This window comes from Syntrophus buswellii (genome assembly GCF_046097065.1).
Taxonomy (GTDB): Bacteria; Desulfobacterota; Syntrophia; order Syntrophales; family Syntrophaceae; genus Syntrophus; species Syntrophus buswellii.
On the sequence record NZ_CP175563.1, the window covers coordinates 3,101,292 to 3,122,503 of the forward strand.

A 21,212-nucleotide genomic window follows, 5' to 3' on the forward strand; every position below is an offset into this window, starting at 1 on the left:
CAGCGCAATCGCTGTCCCCTTTAGCATTTCGCAAACGCATCATCCAGTCAAAAAGGAGCGCTGAAAGGATGACGATTTTTCCGAGGGATTTTCTGATATGAAAAAAACGCGGACAGACGGCTGGAAATGGTTCCACTGCACAGCGGAAATTCACGGCGATGGAACAGGTTCGCCCGGCACCCTGCTCTTACGGAAGCCCCTGAATGCCGTAATCTCTTTTCGCTTTTTTTAAATCCACGGCCAAAAGACGCTTCCTCTTGTCCACAAAAACCCCTTTGGACGAAAGGGCATCCACGAGCCCCGGCTCCATTCTCATCAGTTTTTCCAGGCGTATCCTGGTTTTTTCCTTGTTCAATCGATAGTCTCCACCCGGGGCATCGTTCATCGAAATCCCTTCCCAGTCTCCCTTTTTGAAAGACCATGCAAGGATTGTTTCATCTTCGGGCAGGGAAAAGAGCACAACCCGCAGTTCCTCTTTCCCCATGACGTTCTTCACGTTGCCGCTTTGCAGGACGGCCTGCCTGCTCAACGCCCCGATCAGCAGGGCTGCTTCAAGAGGGGAAGCCTCCCGTTGCGCCAGCACCTGACCGGTGGGCCTGATTTCGACGATGTCCCTTTGGAAGAGCTTCCGACCTTCGGTTTCCGCATCCACATCAATGCCCTCCACCCCCTTGAACAGGTTTTCGAAGCAGGCCTCGAACCAGCGATCGACAAGCTGTGGAGCGCCATCCGAAGTGCGAAAGCGGCTCAATATTTCGCCTGTCCGCTTTCTAACGGCGTTCTCCTCGGAAAACACCCAGGCGGTCAGCGAGGCGGCCAGGAAGTCGCGAGACACCATGCCACCCTCCGGCGTCCTGATATCCCAGGTAAACTTGTTTTTTGAAAGGATCTTTATCCTGGCTGGATTCGCATAATAGCTTGTTTTCCGATCCCAGCTGAGAATTTCCACGTTGACGTTCAAGACCGTGTCTTTCACTTCCTCCGCGGTGAACTCAAAGCGGGGCTCTACCGGCGGACTCGGCCACCAGGCGTCATCCTTGCTCTTGGGAATCGTGAACACATTGTCATCGGGATGCCGTACGACAACGGGCACATCGGCCCTCTCGTGCAATTGGAAGGTGATGCGAACCACCAAATCGGCATTGGTCCTGTTCTGCACCCAGAACTTGAACCAGTAGAGGGGATTATCCCTGGTCTCCAACCCGACATTATTTTTGAGGTAATAGGGAATCGTTTCGTAGGTGATCTTTCCGGGCTCCACTTTCAAAGGGGTGACATCCTGTTTCGCCTTCTGCCATTCGGCGGTGGGAAGGAGGTCACACATTTTCAGCAGGCCAAGCAACGTCGATACCAGAACCAGGATCTGCGTGATGATGCCCGGCCAGGTTTTCAGGAACTGCAGCATCGTGCTGTTCTTCTCATCGGTTGTCGGCATAGTCCTTCAATCCTTGAAGAGTCCGATGGCATCGACCACCATCAGGTCAGCCACGGTCCTCCGTGTAAAGAGGCGCGTTTCTCTGGCCCGTATCGTTTCAATGATGTACTCGACATCTTCCAGCCTGCCCAGATCCTTCCAATACCGTTTCCATTGGAGAACGTTGCCCAGCCCCGCGTTGTGCTCCATGAGAGCAAAAAGAACATGGCCGTCATGGTGAGGGAGAAGCTCTTCATTGAACCATCGCACTCCCAGGCTGATACTCTGTGTCGGGTTGAGCAGAAACGTTTCCCTTGAGGGTGCGCCGCTTTCCAGAAGCAGATCCCATCGAGCGTTCAGACTGTCAAAGGTGGAGGGAATGAACTGGAACAATCCCAACGCACCGGCTTTTGAAAGTGCGGTCGAACAGAAGAGGCTTTCCCGTCGAAGAATGCTGTAGACGAGTTCCGGGCTCACCTGATCCCCGGCCCCTGCCTGCTGGGTGGCCGCCGCAAGAATCTCGTTCCGGAAACACGGGGGATAGGCCGTCGCCAGGTAAAACGCGCGGCGTTCCATGGCGGCCCGCTGCTCGTTGCGGCTTTTTTCGGGAATATCCCTCCCCTCAATGATAATGGACATGGACAGGGGCAAGTCCCCAGCCTGGCCGACTTTGTCGGAAATCTCCAGGTAGTTTGCTGCAATATCGTCTCGATCATCCAGTGACTCGGCCGCCGCAAAGGCATCCTGCCGCAGGGCGAGCAGCACAGAGACCTGGGGGAAAAGGCCGGATTGCTCCAACTCCTCAACGGTCAAATCCTCCAGGCGCTTTGCCGGGATCCGTTCCCGCAGCCGCTGATAGGCTCCGTACACAGCCCGGTATAATCCCGTGTCGAGCGCCGCTTTCAGGCGGAGGTGATAGGCTGACCGTCCCGACAGGTGCACTTCGTGCCTGCTCCCGTTATAGAGGCTTCGCAGTTCCTTCCGGGTCTCCTCATCGGGCAGGAGAGACTGCGAAGCCCTGTTTCCCATGCGCAGGTGCATCCGGGCCCGGAGGGCGTAGTAGTCAAAGGGGCTGGTTTCGATAACTTTTTTGAAATATTCCTGTGCCCGCCGGTGGTCGCCCCGGTCAGCCGCGATTCGCCCCATCCAGAAGAGGGCATTGAGGTGATAGGGCCCCTCCGGGACTCTCCGCTCAAGATCCTGCAGGAGGGCCTGGGCAGCCTCCCTGCCCTCTTCGCCGTTTCTCCCGTATAACATCATGGCAGGGTCCATCCCGGAGTAGCTCGCAAAATCGCTGCGCCCCTTGAAATTCCTCAACTCTTCATAGCGCTGCAGGGACCGGTCGACCTCTCCGGAATAGTGATACTCCTGGGCAAGTTCATAGAGGGCGTCGTCCGCACGGCTCCCGAGAGGGAAGTCCGTCAGGATTCTCTCAAAAGCCTTTAAAGACAAGGACTTTTCTCCTTTCACTCTCAGAGCGCGCCCCATGGAATACAGGGCGTTCTGGGCCAGATCGGGATCGTGGGCCGAATCGGCAACCTCCGACAACCAGGCCAGCTTCTCTTCACGGTGGGCTTCTTTATAGGAGCTTTTCATCATGGCCAGGTAGAACGTTGCTTCCGCCCGGACCTGGAGATTTTCACCCTTCCGGGCCTCTTCCAGGAACTTCGCGGCATCGGAATAGCGCCTCAACTCGTACAGCCGGCGCCCGCGCAGAAGGGCGACATGGTCCTCTGATGCCATTCCGGAAGCCACCAGCCCCTGGAGAAGCGTTTTTTCGGATTTGCTCAGATCAACCGCCCTGGCAACAGCCAGGTAGTCGAGAAAAAACCTCTGCGCTTCCTTTGGCATGCCTGAACGCTCGGCAAGCAGGGCCGACTGCCGTTTTATGTCTTCTTCGAGCATGGGGAGCGACTCCAGGACGGGCAGGCGAAACATACCCCGGGCCAGCCGGGCCTTTAACACCTTGTCCGCCGAACTCAGGAGCCGGGAAACATCCCTTGCCTCCAATCGCGGATCGGAATTGCGAAGCTGCAGGAGACGCCATAAGGCGACCCCGGCAAGACCGCTCCCTCCCCATTTTTCCCTGGAGGAATCCGCGGCAGACCAGGAGACGATTTTTTCGAAACAGATCTCGGCTTCCCGGATCTCCCCTCTCAACCGGCGCACTTCCCCCAGGAGAAACGTATAGACCGGCCAGAGAGGGGACTCCTCTCCAACGTTTCCGCCGATAGCCTCAAGTCGATTCATGTCGGCTGATTTCGCCCTGGAAGCGTCTTCCGTGTAGACAAGCATCTCCGTGAGATCGATCGGGAGCGTCTCCTCCTTCGCCCGACAACCCGCGAAGGCCAGGCAGAGGATCACCAGGCCCAGGAGGCAAAGCGCCCACCTTCGGTTTGCGTTGGATTCCTGGTGTGGATGAAAGACCTGCAAGGAGGAAGGAACAAAACGCAACGCTTTCAGGGAGACCCCGATCTCTTTGAACAGGAAGATCCCCATTGAAACTCGACGTTTTTGTTGAACACACAGAAAGGTCATTGCCGTCTCCCGTCCATTTAACAATACACCCCGAGCATGCTTCCAGAGTTGATTTTCAATGGTTTCTATTATGTTATCTCCCTTTCATTATTGCAATTGATTTTCTGGGAACCAATTCACGGTGACATTCCGGCCAGGTTCAAATCCCGCCCGTGTTTTCCGAGACGATCCCTGAAATCAAGTGCCGGAGGCCGAAGCACAGGCTTTCTTTGCTGCAGGGTTGGTTACAGGCCTGTACGATCAGGGCTTGTATTGCGGCGGGAAACAGCGGCGGGAATTTGGCCGTCGGCACGATGCGCGGACAGAGATGTGCCGGGGAGAAAACCGGGGATACCGACCTCACAACGGGAACCGGCCACAAAAAGCAGGGGGCTGCCCGATGATTTACCGGGCAACCCCCTGCTCAGTTTGATCAGTTTGGAAAAAACGAAGCCTACTTGGGGATTTCACTCAGAGGAATGCCGATCGCATCGGCGACCCCTTTTCCGTAATCCGGATCGGCCTTCATGCAGTTGCCGATGTGGCGGAGCTGGACCTCCCTTGTCGCTTCAGCGATGGCGCGGGCGGTGTTTCCGAAGAGGGCCTCCTTCTGCTCCGCACTCATGAGGCGGAAGAGCTTACCGGGCTGTGTGAAGTAATTATCGTCGTCCTCACGGAAGTTCCAGTTCTTGGCATCGCCATAGAGCTTGAGCGGCGGTTCGGCGAAGTCCAGCTGCTCCTGCCACTCGCCGTAGCTGTTGGGCTCGTAGCCGATCGTTGATCCGTAGTTGCCGTCCACCCGCATCTGGCCGTCACGGTGATAACTGTTGACCGGACAGCGGGGGGCGTTGACGGGGATCGAGAGATGGTTCACGCCGAGCCGGTAGCGCTGGGTGTCGCCATAGGAAAACAGGCGGCCCTGGAGCATCTTGTCGGGTGAAAAACCAATGCCGGGAACAACGTGGGCCGGGTTGAAGGCCGCTTGTTCGACCTCTGCGTAGTAGTTTTCCGGGTTCTTGTTCAGTTCCATGACCCCCACTTCGATGAGGGGATAATCGCCGTGATACCAGACCTTGGTCAGGTCAAAGGGATTGTAGGGATGATTCAGGGCCTGCTCCTCCGTCATGATCTGGACGTACATGGTCCAGCGCGGAAAATCACCGTTCTCGATGCTGTAATAGAGATCCCGCTGATTGCTTTCCCGGCACTTGGCGATCACAGCCTCCGCCTCCGCATCGGTGAGGTTTTTGATCCCCTGCTGGGTTCTGAGGTGGAACTTGACCCAGTAGCGCTCGTTTTTAGGGCTGATGAAGCTGAAGGTGTGGCTGCCGAAGCCGTGCATGTGGCGAAAGCTTGCCGGAATGCCGCGGTCGCTCATCACCACGGTCACCTGATGGAGGGCCTCGGGCAGGGACGACCAGAAGTCCCACATGCTGTTGGCGTTGCGCAGATTGGTGCGCGGGTCGCGATGGACGACATGGTTGAGGTCCGGGAATTTGAGAGGGTCGCGGAGGAAGAAAACGGGCGTGTTGTTGCCCACCAGGTCCCAGTTGCCTTCCTCGGTGTAGAATTTAAGCGCAAAACCGCGAATGTCCCGCTCGGCGTCGGCAGCGCCTCGCTCTCCAGCCACCGTGGAAAAGCGTGCAAACATCTCCGTTTTTTTGCCGATCTCGGAAAATATTTTTGCCTTCGTGTACTTGGTGATGTCATGGGTGACGGTGAAGGTTCCGTAGGCGCCGGAGCCCTTGGCGTGCATCCGCCGTTCGGGAATCACCTCCCGATCGAAATGCGCCATTTTTTCCAGGTACCAGACGTCCTGCAGAAGCTGTGGCCCTCGCGGCCCGGCGGTCACAATGTTGTTGTTGTCGACAACGGGGGCGCCGGCCCGGGTCGTTAATTTCTTCTTTTCAGCCATTGCTTTTTCCTCCCTTGAAATGGTTTTGTTCCGGAAGAAAATCGGAAAAGGTTGGTTGTCACGTCCACAATGTCCGTCATTATAGTTTGATAGGAATTTATCCTAATTAAAAGAAAAAGGCAATCGTTTTTATTTTAAATTTTTTCAGGAAGTTCGTTGAGACACTGACCGCAAATGCCGTAGATGACGATGTTTTTGGAATCGATATTTCCCCAGTCGCTGACATCAGGGGGCAGGGAGACGTCATCCAGATGAGGCCATGAAAAGTCGGAGATTTTTCCGCACCGGCGGCAGATCAGATGGTGGTGGCGAGCAAAAGTTGCCTCGAATCGGGACAGGCTTTCCGCCGTCTCGACCCTGCTGATCAAGCCGTGATGTGCGAAGGTGGCGAGGGTCCGATAGACCGTGTCCAGGGAAAGATTGGGCAGATTCCGTCGCAGGCGCCGGTGCAGCGCCTCCGCCGTGGGATGGTCGGTGGACCGCACGAGTTCCTGATAGATTTCCAGCCGCTGGCGGGTTACCTTGAGTCCGGCCTTCCGGCAGATTGCCTCAAAATCAACACTTTTTTCCTGTAAGGCTTCCATACTTACCCCGCAGACCCCATCATACCGGGCATTGGACCGTAAAAACGACATTCGGAAGAGAAACGCTGGAGATAGGAGATCGTAACAACTCAATAAAACTAAAGTATGCAGGCAAAAGTGTCAAGAAATAAAGTGAGCATCTCTCCGTGAGTTCGAGCCGGCAGGACCCGACCTCGATCTTTGACACTACAACGACATATAATATTTGACAACAAAAATTAAATGAACAATAATCCTCCTGAAGGATCAATTATCCAGAAGGAGGACAGCATGATCTTTAACAATTTCAGTGAAACAGAGATTTTTAGCATACCAAAGTTCGCTGTAGAAAAGACTGACGTTGAAGGGTTCATGGATGAATTGAGAGGATTTCATAGCACCTTTCAGAGTTGCTTTACGCGTAGCGAAACTCGCGAGAATTTCTTTCATTACATGGTTGGACAATTCAGCGAACTGGACAGGAAATCGATAGAGCCTATTGCATTGACGGTCGAAGGTGGGACCGTCCGTTCCATGCAGCGGATGATCAGCGATGCCCAATGGGACGAAGACCTGATCGCGAAGCGTTATCATCAATTGATCGGGGATGATATGGCGCATGGCGATGGCATTTTGATTTTTGATGAGACATCGTTTGTCAAGAAGGGCAATGATTCCATCGGTGTTTCCCGTCAATACTGCGGCTCTCTGGGAAAAGTGGAAAACTGCCAGGTCGGAGTTTTTGCAGCCTATGCCTCTCCTCATGGCTATGCCCTTCTGGACAAGCGATTGTTTATTCCGGAGAAGTGGTTTTCCGAACCTTACAAAGACAGGCGGTCGAAGTGCCGATTGCCCGATAGCGAAACGTTTAAGACCAAGGTGGAACTGGCCATCGAGATGCTTGATCATGTCCAGAAGGAGGAACTTCTTCCCTTTCGATACGTGGTTGCCGATACGGCCTATGGTAGAAGCATCGAGTTTATCGAGGCCATTGAGAAACATCCGGGAAAGACTTACCTTCTTGCGGTGCCCTGTGACACGCTTTGTTGGCTCACCTCTCCCGTTACCCACAAGAAGGCCTACACTTACAAAGGAGAGCAGCGCTCTCGGACCGTTCTTTCGGAAACTGAAAAAGCCCCGGTGACGGTGGAAGCTTTTGCCCGGAATTTGAACAACTACTTCTGGTACAGGAGAATCGTTGCCGAGGGCGCGAAAGGGCCGATTGCTTACGAATTTATGAGGAGAAAGATCTTTCTGCACCGAGATGGCCTGCCCTGTAAATCCGTGTGGCTGATTGTCAAAAGAACCCTTGGTGCGGAGCCCGTTTATTCTTACTTCATCAGCAATGCTCCCAGAAGCACCCGCCTGCCGGTTTTTGTCTGGCTCAGCGGCGTTCGATGGGCGATCGAACAATGTTTTGAAGAAGCCAAGTCGGAATTGGGGCTTGATCAGTACGAGGTCAGGAAATTCTCCGGATGGCATCATCACATATTGACCTGTATGCTGGCTCACTTTTTTCTCTGGCACCTCAAGATCAGGTTGGGGAAAAAAAGCACCCTCTGTTACGCTATCGCAGCTTAGGATCTTATTGGAGGTCGTGCTTCCCCTCCGAAAATTTGATGTTGACAGCGCCATTTCTTTAGTGGCCGGAATACAAAGGCGAAATCATCGTGCCTATTTGTCTCATAGAAAGAAAAAGCAATTCCATTAACTTTCATTTGTCGTTGTAGGGTTGATTTGACATCGAACCTTTCTTGTAATACGTCTCCTCCCGGGAGTCCGTCATTTAAAATAAGGAAACAACCAGTTGTTTATACCATGAAATCCGATTTTCTCTTTTATCCCCTCTTTCAGGAAGAGATCAACCGCCTCGTCCAGCATCCCGGGAGGAAAGAGGCCAGATACCTTGTGCGCATCGAGAAGGAGGTGGCTTTGCCCGATCCGGTCCTCGATCTTGTCCTCTCCTGCCCGGTGGCGGAAAAATTCTACTACAGCGCCAAGGACGCCCCCTTTGAACTCGGGGGATTGGGAAGCGCCCTGGTGATCGAGGCCGTATCGGGCGGCGAAGTGCTGGATGGGTTCCGCCGCTTGTGGAACCGGGATGAAACCATTCCCGTCTTCGGCGGCTTTGCCTTTGATGTCGAGGAAGAGCCCGCTCCCGAATGGCGATCCTTCGGACGCTACCGGTTCACGCTGCCGCTCGTTGAGATTTTCAGATCCCCCGGGGGCGCAAGGATCCGCGTCAATCATATCAATAATAAAAGGCTGCCCCGGGAGCATGTCCTCCGGGAACTGACGGACGGTCTGCAATCCCTGGACGCCCTGCCCCGCCTTTCCCCGGCAGCAGGCCAGCCGGTCCCTGCGGAGAGGACGCTGATCCCTGAAAAGCCTCAATGGAACAGGATGATCAAAAAGGCGCTCCGGACCATCGTCGAGGGGGATTTGAAAAAGATCGTCCTGGCCCGGAAGAAGGTTTTCACGCGGAAGGATCGCTGGGATCCTGTTCAGATTGCCGCGGTCCTGGCGGGAATTTCAGAGATGTCTTCGCTCTTTTTCTACCAGATCGAGGACGGCGTTGCGTTCCTGGGCCGTTCCCCGGAGCGGCTCTTCCGCATGCAGAACGGGATCCTCCTGGCGGATGCCATCGCCGGAACGCGGACCCGGGGGAAAAATCCATTCGATGATCAACGCCTCGAGGCGGAATTGCTGAACACCCCGAAGGAGCTGGAAGAGCATCGTTTTGTCGCCGGCTTCATCGAGACCAGGATGCATCAGCTCTGCGCGGATGTGCAGGTAGAATCCAGGGAAGAGATCCTGAAGCTGAAAAATGTTCAGCACATCATCACCCGGTATTCCGGCCGGTCGCAACAGAATTTCTCCCCTTTGGCCATTGCCGAAGCCTTTCACCCCACCCCCGCCGTGGGCGGTTTTCCCCAGGAGGAAATCCGTTCGTGCCTTCGCCGTTATGAACCCTTCCAGCGGGGATGGTACGCGGCCCCCATCGGCTGGATGAACCGGAAAAACGCCGATTTCTCCGTCGGGATCCGCTCGGCCCTGGTCAACGGGAAGTCGTTGCATATTTTCGCCGGAGCCGGTATCGTCTTGCAGTCAAACGCCCATGCCGAATGGAAGGAAACGGAAAAGAAGATGGACAACTTTGCCGCCATCCTGGGAGAAATCTGATGCCTCCCCTGCCGCTGTCCGATAATCTCAATCTGCTGTGGTCGTCGCTGATCGTCGCCGAACTGATCAAGAACGGGCTGGACACGTTTTTTATTTCTCCCGGCAACCGCAATGCCCCCTTGATCTCCGCCCTGGCCCATGAGGACCGGGCCAGGAAGAAGGTCTGCGTGGACGAGAGGGCGGCCGGATACCGTGCCCTCGGTCATGCGAAGGCCACAGGCCGTCCCGGCGTATTGGTCTGCACCTCCGGAACGGCGCCGGCCAACTATTACCCGGCGGCCATTGAAGGTTTCCGGGACGAGGTCCCGATGATGATCCTCAGCGCGGACCGCCCCCCGGAGCTCGTGGGAAGCGACGCCAACCAGACGATTGTCCAGCCGGATCTTTACGGGTCCTATTGCCGGGACTCCCTTTTCCTGCCCTGCCCCTGTGCTGATTATCCCCTGGAGGCCCTGCTGGCCAAGATCGATTACCTCGTTACCGCGGCAACCGGTCCGGTCCACGTCAACTGCGCCTTCCGGGACCCCCTGGTGCCGGGCCTTCCCGACCCTCAGCCGATTCCCAAAGGGCTGCTGGAGATGGCAGAGCGTCTGTACAGCCGAAGCAGGCCCTACACAAGCTACCCCGCCCCGGAGACGATGATCCGCGACATGGACGGCATCGCGGCTAAAATCGCCGCCACCTCCAGGGGGCTGGTGGTCATCGGCCGCCTCGATGGGCCTGAGGATATCGAAGCCCTCGAATGGCTGGTCATGACCCTCGGCTGGCCGGTGTTCTGCGACGTCGCTTCGTCCATGAAGGGGATTCTTCCGGCGACCCGGCAGCTCTTCAGCCTGGATCACCCCGAAGCCATCCGGTTGATCGCGGAATACTCCCCCGAAACGATCCTGCAGTTCGGTTCCGGTCTCGTATCCAAGCATTACTACGCCACCCTTCTGCCTCAAAGCGAGGCGGAGGTGATCCAGATCTGCCCCCGGAAGGGGCTGCGCGATCCCGCCCATCGGGTGAACAGCCGCATCCTGGTTTCCGCCCATGCCTTTGTAGACGCCTTGAATCTTCAGAACGATCTGTCCCTGGACAGGGTGGCGCGACTGCGTCTTCTCGGTCCCATGGAAACCCTCTACCAGCTCATGGAAACCCTCCTTGCCCGGAAGGTCTTGAGCTTTCCCGGAATCGCGGTCGACATCCTTGCCGGGATTCCCGACGGGGAGGGCCTGTTCCTGGGAAATTCCCTGGTCATCCGGGCCTTCGATGCCGTCCGTTCCCCCTTTCCACGGAGGATTTCCGTTATCTCCAACCGCGGGGTGAGCGGGATCGAGGGAAATATCGCCACGAGCGTCGGCTTTGCCGAAGCCTCACAGCGGCGGGTGACAGCGGTGATCGGCGACATCTCCTTTCTTCATGATCTGAATTCCCTCCTGCTTCTCGCCGGGAGCACGACACCCGTCATCCTCGTCGTAATCAACAACGGGGGGGGGAGGATTTTTGAGAGGCTCCCCATCCGCAATTTTCCCGAGATTATCGATCCTTACATGACAACCCCCCACGGCATGACCTTCGAGCGGATGGCAGCTCAGTTCGATCTGCCCTATTTCAAGGCGGGGACACCGGGGGAAGTGGCTCATCATTACGGCCAGGCCCTGAAGCTGGAGCGTTCCGCCATCCTCGAAGTGATCCTGTCCCCGGAGGAAGATCTGAGAACGTTTGCGGACATGCAGCAGATCCGCCTGCCATAACCCCATTTCAGAAAGGAAAGAGAAACCCATGATTTCAGAAATTTTTGACCCGGAACTCTGGCTTGAAGTTCCCGGCTTCGAATTTACGGACATCACCTACCATCGCGCCAAGGAACAGGGGACCGTCCGCGTCGCCTTCAACCGGCCGGAAATCCGCAATGCCTTTCGGCCCAGGACGGTCGACGAACTCTACCTGGCTCTGGACCATGCCCGCATGACCCCCGACGTCGGCGTGGTGCTCCTCACGGGAAATGGCCCTTCTCCCAAGGATGGCGTCTGGGCCTTCTGTTCCGGGGGCGATCAGCAGATCCGTGGCAGGGACGGCTATAAATATGCGGGCCAGAAAGGGGCGGTCGATTTCAGCCGCCTGGGACGGCTTCATATCCTTGAAGTTCAACGCCTGATCCGGTTCATGCCCAAGATTGTCGTGGCCGTTGTCCCCGGCTGGGCCGTCGGCGGCGGTCACAGCCTCCACGCCGTGTGCGATCTCACGCTTGCCTCGAAAGAGCATGCCATCTTCCGGCAGACCGATCCCGATGTCGCCAGCTTCGACAGCGGTTACGGCTCCGCTTACCTGGCAAAGCATATCGGCCAGAAGCGCGCCAGGGAGATTTTTTTCCTGGGGTTCAACTATACCGCCCAGGATGCCTTCGAGATGGGCATGGTGAACAAGGTCGTTCCTCACGTGGATCTGGAGAACGTCGCCCTTGAATGGGCGGGAATCATGAACTCCAAATCGCCGACGGCCATGCGGATGCTGAAGTACGGTTTCAACCTGCTGGACGACGGCATGGTGGGACAGCAGATCTTCGCCGGGGAGGCTACACGGCTGGCATACGGCACACCGGAAGCCGAAGAAGGGCGCAATGCCTTTCTGGAGAAGCGCCCCCAGGACTTCAAGAAATTCCCCTGGCACTTCTGAAATCCAGAGAACCAGGGCGGATCGGGCACGTTATGCGTCCAGCCGACGCATAACGCCCGGGATGCCGAAACGGATCGGCCGGAAAGGGGATGCGCTCCGCACTCCCGGCCGCAACGGAAGAGAGAGCGCCTTGCGTGCCCCGATGCCGGAGAATGCTTCTTACACCCGGACTATCTGAAACAGCTTTTCCTGAGGCGCGTAAATGTATTCCTGTATCTTCTCATGCATCACTCTGTGGACCTGTGGCGCAAAACCGGGCTCTTTGCGCACCCGCTTGTACAGGGGGCTGAAGGTGTCGTGGGGGTTGACGTTGGGCTTCAGGATAACCTGATTTCCCGTTTGCTTGTCCATGAAAACCATCTGGTTTTTCTCCACGGGAATCAACACCAGGTCTCCCCTGGTGGGCAAGGCGCTCAGATCCGTCCTGGCGCCGGTAATGTAGGCCAGGGCATCAGCCTGGCAGCAATGTATCGAGGTCTGCACCTTGATGGACTGGCGCAGAGGAAGCCTGTCGGGATATAAAATTTTGAAGGCCTCCTGAGCCGCCCGGAAGGCAAAGGCGCTCCCCCCGCAGTATCCATGAACCTTCATCACGTCGGCAAGCTTAATTTCAACCACATCGCTTGTGGCCACCCCGACGAGGACGGAATCAGGACTTCTCATCAGGATCGAAACATCGGGAATTTTCACAAAAGGAAGTTCCTGTTCGTTTCCCGGCAGGCCTGCCGCCGGAGGGGCACCGGAACGTTCGTTCCCGGCAAAGACACGCTCCGAAGAGGTGAACGCGATCACTGCCGTGCCTAACATGGTTGCACTCTTCAGAAAATCTCTCCGATCCAGATCCGTTGCCCGATGCGGATCGGACGCCGCCTCACCAACGCTTGCCTGCCCCTTTTCCAAACGTCTCATTTTTCAAAGCCCTCCTTAGATATGTTCTTCAAGCCGCACGGTATCGACTCACTCCAAAGCATCTCGCCACCATTCCATGAAGCCTCCCGTGACGGCACACCGGCGGATCGATTATACCATGCGAATCCTATGTGGCCATTTCTTTTTGACCTCTCGCGGGCGTTGCAATCCGGATGTTCCTGAGACCACCCGGATGTCCACCCCGGGGCCCGCTGAACCTTCCTCTGCAACCGCCCCCCGGCAAAGAAAAAGCCGCCGGAACATGTCGTGACAACTCTTCTCTCGTCAATGCACCCTGGCGATATCAGCGCCGATTGACACGGCATCTTTTTGCACCTATAATCTTTTTGTTGCGGACTTGCAGGATCAAGCCCCAGGGTTCAGGAAGCGTATTCAAACCCACAACCGTTTTTATGTTTCCCCGATATGAGGAGGTTTCCCATGAAATCAGGAAAATGGATGGCGTCAATGCTCTTTGCGGTCATTGCCGTCTTCGCATCGGTGCTGCTCTGGGCTTCAGCAAATGGGCCCTATCTTGCCGATGCCCACAAGGACAAGGGATTGAATTGCACCGCCTGTCATGGCGACACCATGGAGGTTGATGACAACGAAACACTTGTCAACTCCGCCTGCGTCAAGTGCCACGGGTCGCTCGCCAAGGTGGCTGAAAAGTCGGAAGAAGCGGTCAACGCGCACAAATCGCATCTCGGCAACATGAACTGCACGGTCTGCCATGCCGGGCATGCCGATTCCATGTCGTACTGTCTCGGCTGCCATCATTTCGACATGAACATACCCTTCGGCAAAGTCGCCGCCCGTGTGCCTTCGACCACTCTGCCCGTTGTGAAAGAGATCCCGGCGAACCTTCGAACGGACAAGACGGATATCGTGATCATCGGGGCAGGGGCAACGGGCTTTGCCGCGGCCATCACCGCCCACGACAGAGGGGCGAAAGTCATTCTCCTGGAAAAAATGCCCATTACCGGCGGGAACAGCCAGCTTGCCGCGGGCGGAATGAACGCCTCGGAAACAAGGATTCAGAAGGAGAAAGGCATCAAGGATTCCGTGGATCTCATGTACGAAGACACGATGAAAGGCGGAAAGAACACCAGTGATCCCGGTCTGGTCAAAATCCTGGCAAAGGATTCCGCCGCCGCCGTTGATTGGCTCACCTCTCTCGGAGCCGATCTGAGCGATGTGGGGCGATTGGGCGGGGCAAGCGCCGCCAGGGCCCACAGGCCCAGCGGGGGAGCCGCCGTCGGCGCGAACATCACCCAGGCCCTGAAGAAAAATGCGGAAGACCGCAAGATCGATATCCGGGTCAACAGCCGGGCGATCAAGATTCTGGAGGACGGCAAGGGACGCGTGACCGGCGTGCTGGTGGAAGGCAAGCACAGCAAACTCTACAAGATTTCGGCCAAGGCGGTCATCATTGCCGCCGGGGGATTTTCCGCCAATCCCGAACGAGTGGCCTATTACCAGCCGACGTTCAAAGGGATGACCACCTCCAATCAACCGGGCGCGACGGGCGACGGGATACATCTCGGTGATGCGGCAGGTGGGGATCTGGTCGATATGAAGCAGATACAGATACATCCCACGGTTGCCGCAGGCAGCCGCATCCTGATTACTGAAGCGGTGCGCGGCAACGGTGCCATTCTCGTGAACCGCGACGGCAGGCGGTTTGTAAACGAAATGACGACCCGCGATGCCGCCTCCGCCGCCATTCTCGCCCAGACCGGCAAGTCGGCGTTCCTCGTCTTTGACGAAGGGATCCGAAAAAGCCTCAGGCAGATCGAAGGCTACTTTCATCTGAATCTGGTCACCGCCGGGACGACCATAGCCGACCTGGCAGCGAAGATCAAAGTGCCTGCAGCAGAACTTGAGGCGACCCTCAGCGCCTACAATAAGGCCGTTGACGAAAAGAGCGATGCCGCGTTCAAGAGGCCTGACATGCCCCGGTCGATCAAAACTCCGCGATTCTATGCCATTGAAATCATGCCCGGTGTGCATTACACCATGGGCGGCCTGAAGGTGGACGCAAACGCCCAGGTGATGGCTAAGGACGGCAAGCCCATTCCCGGACTGTTTGCCGCCGGCGAGGGGACAGGCGGTGTTCATGGCGCAAACCGCCTGGGCGGAAATTCCATCACGCAGACCATCGTTTTTGGAAGAATCGTCGGTGAAAGCGCCGCAAAATTTGCAAAACAGTGATGACGGACAAATCGATCTCATCTTTTCGGGGGACATAACATGTATTTCCGGATGGCTCATACGTGTTATGCCCCCAAAATTCTTTCATAATCAGGAATGATCACGAGACAGCCCCGGGGATCCGGTGCCGCTCCGGATCAAAAAGCTTTTTCTCAGGGATTTCACCACTGGAATCCATCACGTTCATCTGGCGGCATCGCCGGAAAGAAGGCAGAGGCAATGAGAAGAAACGTCATTTGGCCGTATGCGCTGTGGATGGTGCTCTTCGCGGCTGCGGTTTCCGGATGCGCCCCGGTTTTCTGGAGGGGGGAAAAGCCACGCATCGATATCGTCAGTATTGCTCCCAAGGAGATGCGCCTTATGGAGCAGACGTTTTTGATGGAGCTTCGGATTCTCAATACCACGGAGAGGGACTTGAACATCACCGGGGTTGTTTTCGATCTGGAGATCAACGGCCAGCCCTTTGCCAAGGGGGTTTCAAATCAGAGCCTTACCGTGGAGCGCCTGAGCACGAAGACCGTCAAAATCGAGGCTTATACCGGGCTCACCAGCATCCTGCGGCAGCTTTCGGAGCTGGGGAAAGGGGGATTCGATTCGGGATTGAAGTACCGGCTGAAAGGATCCCTTTATTCGGGGGCGCCTTTTTTCCGCATCCCCTTCAACGAAACGGGCGAATTCAAGTAGAAGAAGAGGGGCTTTTCCTGCAGGTCCATGCCCCGGTTGAACCGGGGGAGCACCCTTAATTAGGATGGGGTTCATCGATTACCCCGACGTATCATGACCGCTCTGTGCCTGCTCCCTCTGGTATTCCGCGATGGCTTCCTCTACGACTTTGTCCCAGTCCCGTTCATATTCGTCCTCGATGCAGTCGTATCCCAGGTCGAGCCACGTCCCGTCTTCCATCTCGGCATAGACATGGAAGATCTTCGGGTTCTGAATCAGGCCGATGACCGTTTCGCCGGGCTGAATCGTCCTTGCATCCGATTCCAGATTCGCGTCAACCTCCAATGGAATGACATCGACGCTCCGCTGGTCATAGCCTTCTTCCGTTTCCACGACGAGGAGTCCATGGACTTTGATTCTCTTGAACTTGTAATTCATCTGCCCACCCTCCGGCATGCCTCTTCCCTTCCACTTCTTTCCATCGCGTCAAATCGCCCGTCATCCCGGCCGTTGCCCCTTGTCTCCCCCCGGCGTGACCTGCTCATCATCATACTCAAGTTCCCATGGCTGTTCAACATAAAGGTTGCCCAGAACTTCGCGGCCGAAGGGCACAAGCCCCTCCCCCTCGGCCGCCTTTTATCATTGACACGCTGCGGTCTTTTTCCCTATGCTCACCTTCTGTTAAGACGAAGGCTTCCATCCATCCCTGCGCGGGGACACCTTGGACGTTTCTTCGTCTACCATGCTTTCCTCCCACAGAGGGGGATTTCGGGGCACATTCACGATGAGGATCATCGGCACAGAAGTCTATCGCTTTTCTCTTCCCTTCGCCAGGCCGGTGACGGTCGGCCGGAAGGTCCTGCCTGACAGGGACGGGCTCCTGATCGCCCTTAGAGCCGGGAACAACCATTGCGGCTATGGGGAGATCGCCCCCCTGGCCGGCTTTGATACGGTGACGCTGGAACGATGTCTCCAGGATATCCCGTCGGTAGGGAAGACCATGAAAAGCCTTTGCGTCACCTGCGGACCGCTCCTGCTGACGGAGCCTCTTCTGGGCATGGCCGACGCCCCGGTGTCCTCCTGGACGGAACACACCCTCTTCGGTGTGGAAAGCGCCCTGCTGGGCCTTTATCTCCAGGCCGGTGGCGGGAAGAGCCGGAACAACCTTCCCCCCTTTGCGGATGGAACCTGGAGGATCCCCGTCAACGCCCTTTTCATCCCGGAGCCCGCCGAAGAGGGCCTGGAGCGGCAGATCCGGGACCTGAAGAACAGCGGTGCAACGACAATCAAGATCAAGATAGGCAGGCTCCCGGAAAATGGGGAAATCCGGCAGATCCGCATCCTGGCCGAAGAGATGGGAACGGGGGTCTCCCTGCGCCTTGACGGCAACCGGAACCTGACGGCGGCGGCATACCGGCGCTATTTTGAGGCTCTCTGCGATCTTCCCGTGGAGTACGTCGAAGAGCCCCTTGCGGAAGCGGAGCTGGAAAAGGCAGGCGATCTCCCATGGCCTCTGGCCCTGGATGAATCGCTGGCAGGCCTTCTCGATCCGGAAGAACCCCGTCCATCGGAACTGGACCCGGCGGTGAGGGCGGTCATCCTCAAGCCCGGACTCCTCAGGGGTCTGCATGCCATGGCTCGGGCCGTCGAGGATGCGGAGCGCAGCGGCATCCGGACGATCCTCAGCTCCGCCTTCAATTCCGGCCTCACCCTCTCCGTCCTTGGCGTCTTTTCCCGCCTGGCCGGCATTCCGCCGGAGACAGCCCATGGTCTGGATACATTGCGCTACCTTGCCGCCGATATTCTGACGCCGTCCCCCGGACTGAGCGGAGGGAAGCTGGAAATTCCCGCCGGGCTCCTCCTCGGAAGGGCGTTGCTCAACCCGTCCTGCCTCGGGGAAAAAGTCTTATGAAGCCCGTCTTCCTGCAGAACGAATCCATCGACCTGGCGCGGCTGTTCGAGGAGTTCCGGCCGAATCCGGCCCTGCTGACGCCGGAGGGCGTCCGGACCTTTGGTGACATCAGCAAGAGCCTTGGAGACGTGATCGCCACCCTCCGGAAGGCCGGGGTGCGCCGGGGCCATCTGGCGGCACTCCACGGGGAAAACAGCGAGCTGCACCTGCTCCTGATGCTCGCGGCCTGGGTTGAGGGATTTCTCTATCTTCCCCTGGATTTCAAAGCACCGCTGGACAGTCTTCTGAAGGCCGCCCCGCTTGATTTTCTCATTACAGCCGGGGATGTGCCGCCTTCCGCCGACGTGCCCATTCTTCACCCCGGCATACTGCTTCAGAGCCCGCCCTCCGATGCGGATCTCTGGAGGGAAGGCCGTCCATGGCCGGCGATCCCGTTCCGGCAGGAGGCCAGCGTCATCTTCACATCGGGATCGACGGGAAAACCCCGTGGAATTATTCATACCGTGGGCAATTACATTTACAGCGCCCTGGGAACGGACATCTTCATCGGGATGGAGCCGGAGGACCGCTGGCTTATCAGCCTGCCCCTTTTCCATGTCGGCGGCATCCTGATCTGGATCCGCACTTTCCTGGCAGGAAGCGCCTGCATCCTGCCGGAATCGATGAAAGGAATCGATGCCGCGATCCGGATCCACCGCCCCTCCGTCCTGTCCCTGGTGCCGACTCAGCTCATCCGCTGCCTGTCCTCAGAAGACACCGTCGCCGCCCTTCAAAAGGCCAAGGCCATCCAGCTGGGCGGCGCGCCGATTCCGGCATGGCTGATTGAAAAGGCTCTGGATCTGGGCATTCCCGTGATGCCGACCTACGGGTCCACGGAATCATGTACCCAGGCCACAGGTGTGGCGAAAGGTTCGGACAGGAGCTCCTATTTCACCGCCGGGAAGCCGCTTCCCTATCGGGAAATCCGGATTGCGAAGGACGGGACCATCCTGCTGGGGGGAAAGACGCTTTTCCGAAGATATCTCGACGATCCCCCGACACCACCCGCCGAAGGAGAAGGAATCTTTCGGACGGCAGACCTCGGCTATCTGGACCCCGCAGGCAATCTGGTGGTGCTGGGGCGGAAGGATGGGATTTTCATCTCCGGAGGCGAGAACATCTCCCCATTTGAGATTGAAAATGCCCTGCTGGCGCTGGATTCCATCTCAACGGCCATCGCCGTGCCGGTCCCCGATCGGGAGTTCGGGCTGGTCCCCTGGGCTTTCGTCGAATGTTCAGGTTTGTTCGATGCGGGCTGGCTTCTTGCCGCCCTGAAGAAGCGGCTGCCCGGCTACAAGGTTCCGAAGCGGATCCTCCGGCTGGAACCGCAAAACAGGGAGGGAAAAATGAAATACAGCCGGGAAGCCCTGGCGAAGCTGGCCGAAGAAATGGCCGGCCCGGGGCCGGCAGGCGGCCGATGAAGGCGTTGTCTCTGCATTACGGAGAATTCGGCCACCGGAATCTCCGCACCGTTGTCTTTCTGCACGGATTCATGGGAAGCCGCCACTCGCTGCAAGCCATCGCACAGCCTCTTGCCGGGATCTGCCGCTGCCTGACCTTCGATCTTCCCGGGCATGGGAATTCCCTCTTTGGCAGAAGCGACTCCCTCAGGGCCCTGCAGACGATGGAAGACGCCGCCCATCTGGTCCTGCAGAATCTGGATGCCCTGGGGGTGAGCCGCTTCAGCCTCTACGGATATTCCATGGGAGGGCGGCTTGCTCAGAATGTCGCCCTTCTGGCTCCGGATCGGATCGAGCGGATCGTCCTTGAATCGGCCTCTTTCGGCATTGCCGATCCGGAAGAGAGACGACGGCGATACCTCCAGGATCAGGACCTGCTGGCCGATGTGCGGACGGAGAAGGATCTTGCGGCATTTCTGGAAGGGTGGTATCGTCTGCCCCTGTTTCGCACCCTTGCGGGTACATCCGCCCTGCAGGAGATTCTACGGACGAGGCGGGACAACAACGTCGCGGAACTCCGCCAATCCCTGAAGATTCTCAGCGTCGGGAGCCACCCCTTCTTTGCGGAGCGATTGGCGGGGTTGCGCTTTCCCCTGTTCTATTTCTGCGGGGAGAGGGATGAAGCCTATTGCGGAACAGCCAGAACGATCAAGGAGAAGATCCCCGGGATGAACGTGACGGTCTTTCAAAACGCTTCTCACAACATCCACGCCCAGTTCCCGGAAAAGATCCTCCGGGCCCTGGAGCGGATTCTCAAGGCGGAGCAGACCGCCGTCCCCCGGGGCGCAGACAAAGGAGCTGAAAGGTGAATCGAGAAACATTAAAGGCGTGGGTTCAGGCAAGCCGACCGCCGTTCTTCGTCGCCACCCTCATTCCGCTGACCGCCGGGGCAGTCCTGGCGCATCGCCAGGACTCGTTCGAAGTGCTCCCTTTTGCCCTGGTCCTCGTGGCATCTTTTCTGGTGCACTTTGCAACGAATATTTCCAATGATTATTTCGATCACATGCAGGGAACCGATGCCGGGGAATCCATCGGCGGCTCCCGCGTTCTCCAGGAGGGCAAGATCACGTTAACGGAGCTGGGGAAAGCCATCATCCTTCTTTATACCGTCGCTGCGCTCATCGGTTTCTATCTCGTCTGGACCCTGAAACTGTGGGCAATTCTTCCCCTGATGGCCCTGGCCTTTTTCAGCAGCCTCTTTTACGTGGCGCCCCCCGTCAGGTACGGCTACCACGGCCTTGGCGAACTGTTCGTCGCCATCAACATGGGTCCGGTCATGGTCATGGGTTCCAACTGGGTCCTCCTGGGTCGCGTTGACTGGTCCGCCCTGCCCGTTTCACTTCCCATCGGACTGATGGTGGCTCTGATCCTGTATTACCAGAGCCTGCCCGACATGGAAACGGACGAGGCCGCGGGCAAGCGCACCCTGGCGGTCCGCCTCGGGAAAAGAGGCGCCCGGACCGTCCTGGCCGTCTTCTGGACGTCGATCTATGCCAGCATCGCCGCCCTGACCCTGGCCGGCTACTTTTCCCCGATCGCCTGGTGTACGCTCTTGACGTTGCCCCTTCTGATCAAGGTCTGGAGACTTGTCGTCTCGATCCGCAATTGGGTGGAATTGGATTTTCATGGAAAATATATCCGCATCTTTTATTTCATCAACGGTCTGATCCTCATTGCCGCCCTGTTTTAGGACCGGTCTCGCCCGCCCCAACGGCGAGGCGGACCCCCCGGAAGAGATGTCCGAGGGACGGCAACGGCGGGGCCG

Annotated in this window: 16 protein-coding genes; 10 read left to right on the plus strand and 6 right to left on the minus strand. The window is 57.3% G+C overall.

Annotated features, from left to right (window positions below; genetic code table 11):
* Nucleotides 1-187: 187 nt before the first annotated feature.
* The 4 genes from ACJ77P_RS13920 to ACJ77P_RS13935 form a co-directional block, all read right to left on the minus strand.
* Nucleotides 188-1,435, minus strand: a complete 1,248-nt coding sequence (locus ACJ77P_RS13920) for a hypothetical protein (protein ID WP_408998579.1) — start codon at nt 1,433-1,435, stop codon at nt 188-190.
* Between the two features lie 6 nt (nt 1,436-1,441).
* The gene (locus ACJ77P_RS13925; RefSeq protein WP_408998580.1) at nt 1,442-3,952 is read right to left on the minus strand and encodes a transglycosylase SLT domain-containing protein; all 2,511 of its coding nucleotides are present in this window, start codon (nt 3,950-3,952) and stop codon (nt 1,442-1,444) included.
* Between the two features lie 433 nt (nt 3,953-4,385).
* Nucleotides 4,386-5,846 carry a catalase gene (locus tag ACJ77P_RS13930; protein ID WP_408998581.1) on the minus strand — a complete coding sequence of 487 codons (1,461 nt, stop codon included), beginning with the start codon at nt 5,844-5,846 and terminating at the stop codon, nt 4,386-4,388.
* Nucleotides 5,847-5,980: 134 nt separating this feature from the next.
* Nucleotides 5,981-6,430, minus strand: a complete 450-nt coding sequence (locus ACJ77P_RS13935; protein ID WP_367360071.1) for a Fur family transcriptional regulator — start codon at nt 6,428-6,430, stop codon at nt 5,981-5,983.
* A 270-nt stretch (nt 6,431-6,700) separates the two neighbouring features.
* Here ACJ77P_RS13935 and ACJ77P_RS13940 point away from each other — a divergent pair, with 270 nt between their 5' ends.
* From ACJ77P_RS13940 to ACJ77P_RS13955, 4 genes are all read left to right on the plus strand, one after another.
* Nucleotides 6,701-7,990: an IS701 family transposase gene (locus ACJ77P_RS13940; protein WP_408997908.1), complete on the plus strand. Its 1,290-nt coding sequence runs from the start codon at nt 6,701-6,703 to the stop codon at nt 7,988-7,990.
* A gap of 237 nt (nt 7,991-8,227) precedes the next feature.
* Entirely contained in the window at nt 8,228-9,592 is a 1,365-nt protein-coding gene (locus ACJ77P_RS13945) for an isochorismate synthase MenF (RefSeq protein ID WP_408998582.1), read from the plus strand.
* Nucleotides 9,592-11,328 (plus strand): 2-succinyl-5-enolpyruvyl-6-hydroxy-3-cyclohexene-1-carboxylic-acid synthase, encoded by a 1,737-nt coding sequence (gene menD, locus ACJ77P_RS13950; RefSeq protein ID WP_408998583.1) that lies wholly within the window; start codon nt 9,592-9,594, stop codon nt 11,326-11,328. The genes ACJ77P_RS13945 and menD overlap by 1 nt, the downstream gene beginning before the upstream one ends.
* Before the next feature lie 28 nt (nt 11,329-11,356).
* Entirely contained in the window at nt 11,357-12,250 is an 894-nt protein-coding gene (locus tag ACJ77P_RS13955) for a 1,4-dihydroxy-2-naphthoyl-CoA synthase (RefSeq protein ID WP_408998584.1), read from the plus strand.
* A 159-nt stretch (nt 12,251-12,409) separates the two neighbouring features.
* Here the strand turns inward: ACJ77P_RS13955 and ACJ77P_RS13960 are convergent, their stop codons facing one another.
* Nucleotides 12,410-13,159: an FmdE family protein gene (locus tag ACJ77P_RS13960; protein WP_367360075.1), complete on the minus strand. Its 750-nt coding sequence runs from the start codon at nt 13,157-13,159 to the stop codon at nt 12,410-12,412.
* Nucleotides 13,160-13,600: 441 nt separating this feature from the next.
* On the opposite strand from ACJ77P_RS13960, the gene ACJ77P_RS13965 reads away from it, so the two are divergent.
* Nucleotides 13,601-15,373 (plus strand): flavocytochrome c, encoded by a 1,773-nt coding sequence (locus ACJ77P_RS13965; RefSeq protein ID WP_408998585.1) that lies wholly within the window; start codon nt 13,601-13,603, stop codon nt 15,371-15,373.
* A 219-nt stretch (nt 15,374-15,592) separates the two neighbouring features.
* Nucleotides 15,593-16,057: an LEA type 2 family protein gene (locus tag ACJ77P_RS13970; RefSeq protein ID WP_367360077.1), complete on the plus strand. Its 465-nt coding sequence runs from the start codon at nt 15,593-15,595 to the stop codon at nt 16,055-16,057.
* Nucleotides 16,058-16,135: 78 nt separating this feature from the next.
* Here the strand turns inward: ACJ77P_RS13970 and ACJ77P_RS13975 are convergent, their stop codons facing one another.
* Entirely contained in the window at nt 16,136-16,474 is a 339-nt protein-coding gene (locus ACJ77P_RS13975; RefSeq protein WP_408998586.1) for a hypothetical protein, read from the minus strand.
* Nucleotides 16,475-16,820: 346 nt separating this feature from the next.
* On the opposite strand from ACJ77P_RS13975, the gene ACJ77P_RS13980 reads away from it, so the two are divergent.
* Genes ACJ77P_RS13980 through menA form a run of 4 tightly spaced genes read left to right on the plus strand, consistent with a single transcriptional unit; the run spans nt 16,821 to nt 21,137 of the window.
* A complete protein-coding gene (locus tag ACJ77P_RS13980; RefSeq protein WP_408998587.1) occupies nt 16,821-17,948 on the plus strand; it encodes an enolase C-terminal domain-like protein in 1,128 nt (375 codons plus the stop codon).
* Nucleotides 17,945-19,408, plus strand: coding sequence for an AMP-binding protein (locus tag ACJ77P_RS13985; RefSeq protein WP_408998588.1), 1,464 nt, complete (start codon nt 17,945-17,947; stop codon nt 19,406-19,408). The genes ACJ77P_RS13980 and ACJ77P_RS13985 overlap by 4 nt, the downstream gene beginning before the upstream one ends.
* The gene (gene menH, locus ACJ77P_RS13990; RefSeq protein ID WP_408998589.1) at nt 19,405-20,256 is read left to right on the plus strand and encodes a 2-succinyl-6-hydroxy-2,4-cyclohexadiene-1-carboxylate synthase; all 852 of its coding nucleotides are present in this window, start codon (nt 19,405-19,407) and stop codon (nt 20,254-20,256) included. The genes ACJ77P_RS13985 and menH overlap by 4 nt, the downstream gene beginning before the upstream one ends.
* The gene (menA, locus tag ACJ77P_RS13995; protein WP_408998590.1) at nt 20,253-21,137 is read left to right on the plus strand and encodes a 1,4-dihydroxy-2-naphthoate octaprenyltransferase; all 885 of its coding nucleotides are present in this window, start codon (nt 20,253-20,255) and stop codon (nt 21,135-21,137) included. Before menH ends, menA begins: the two co-directional genes overlap by 4 nt.
* Nucleotides 21,138-21,212 lie beyond the last annotated feature (75 nt).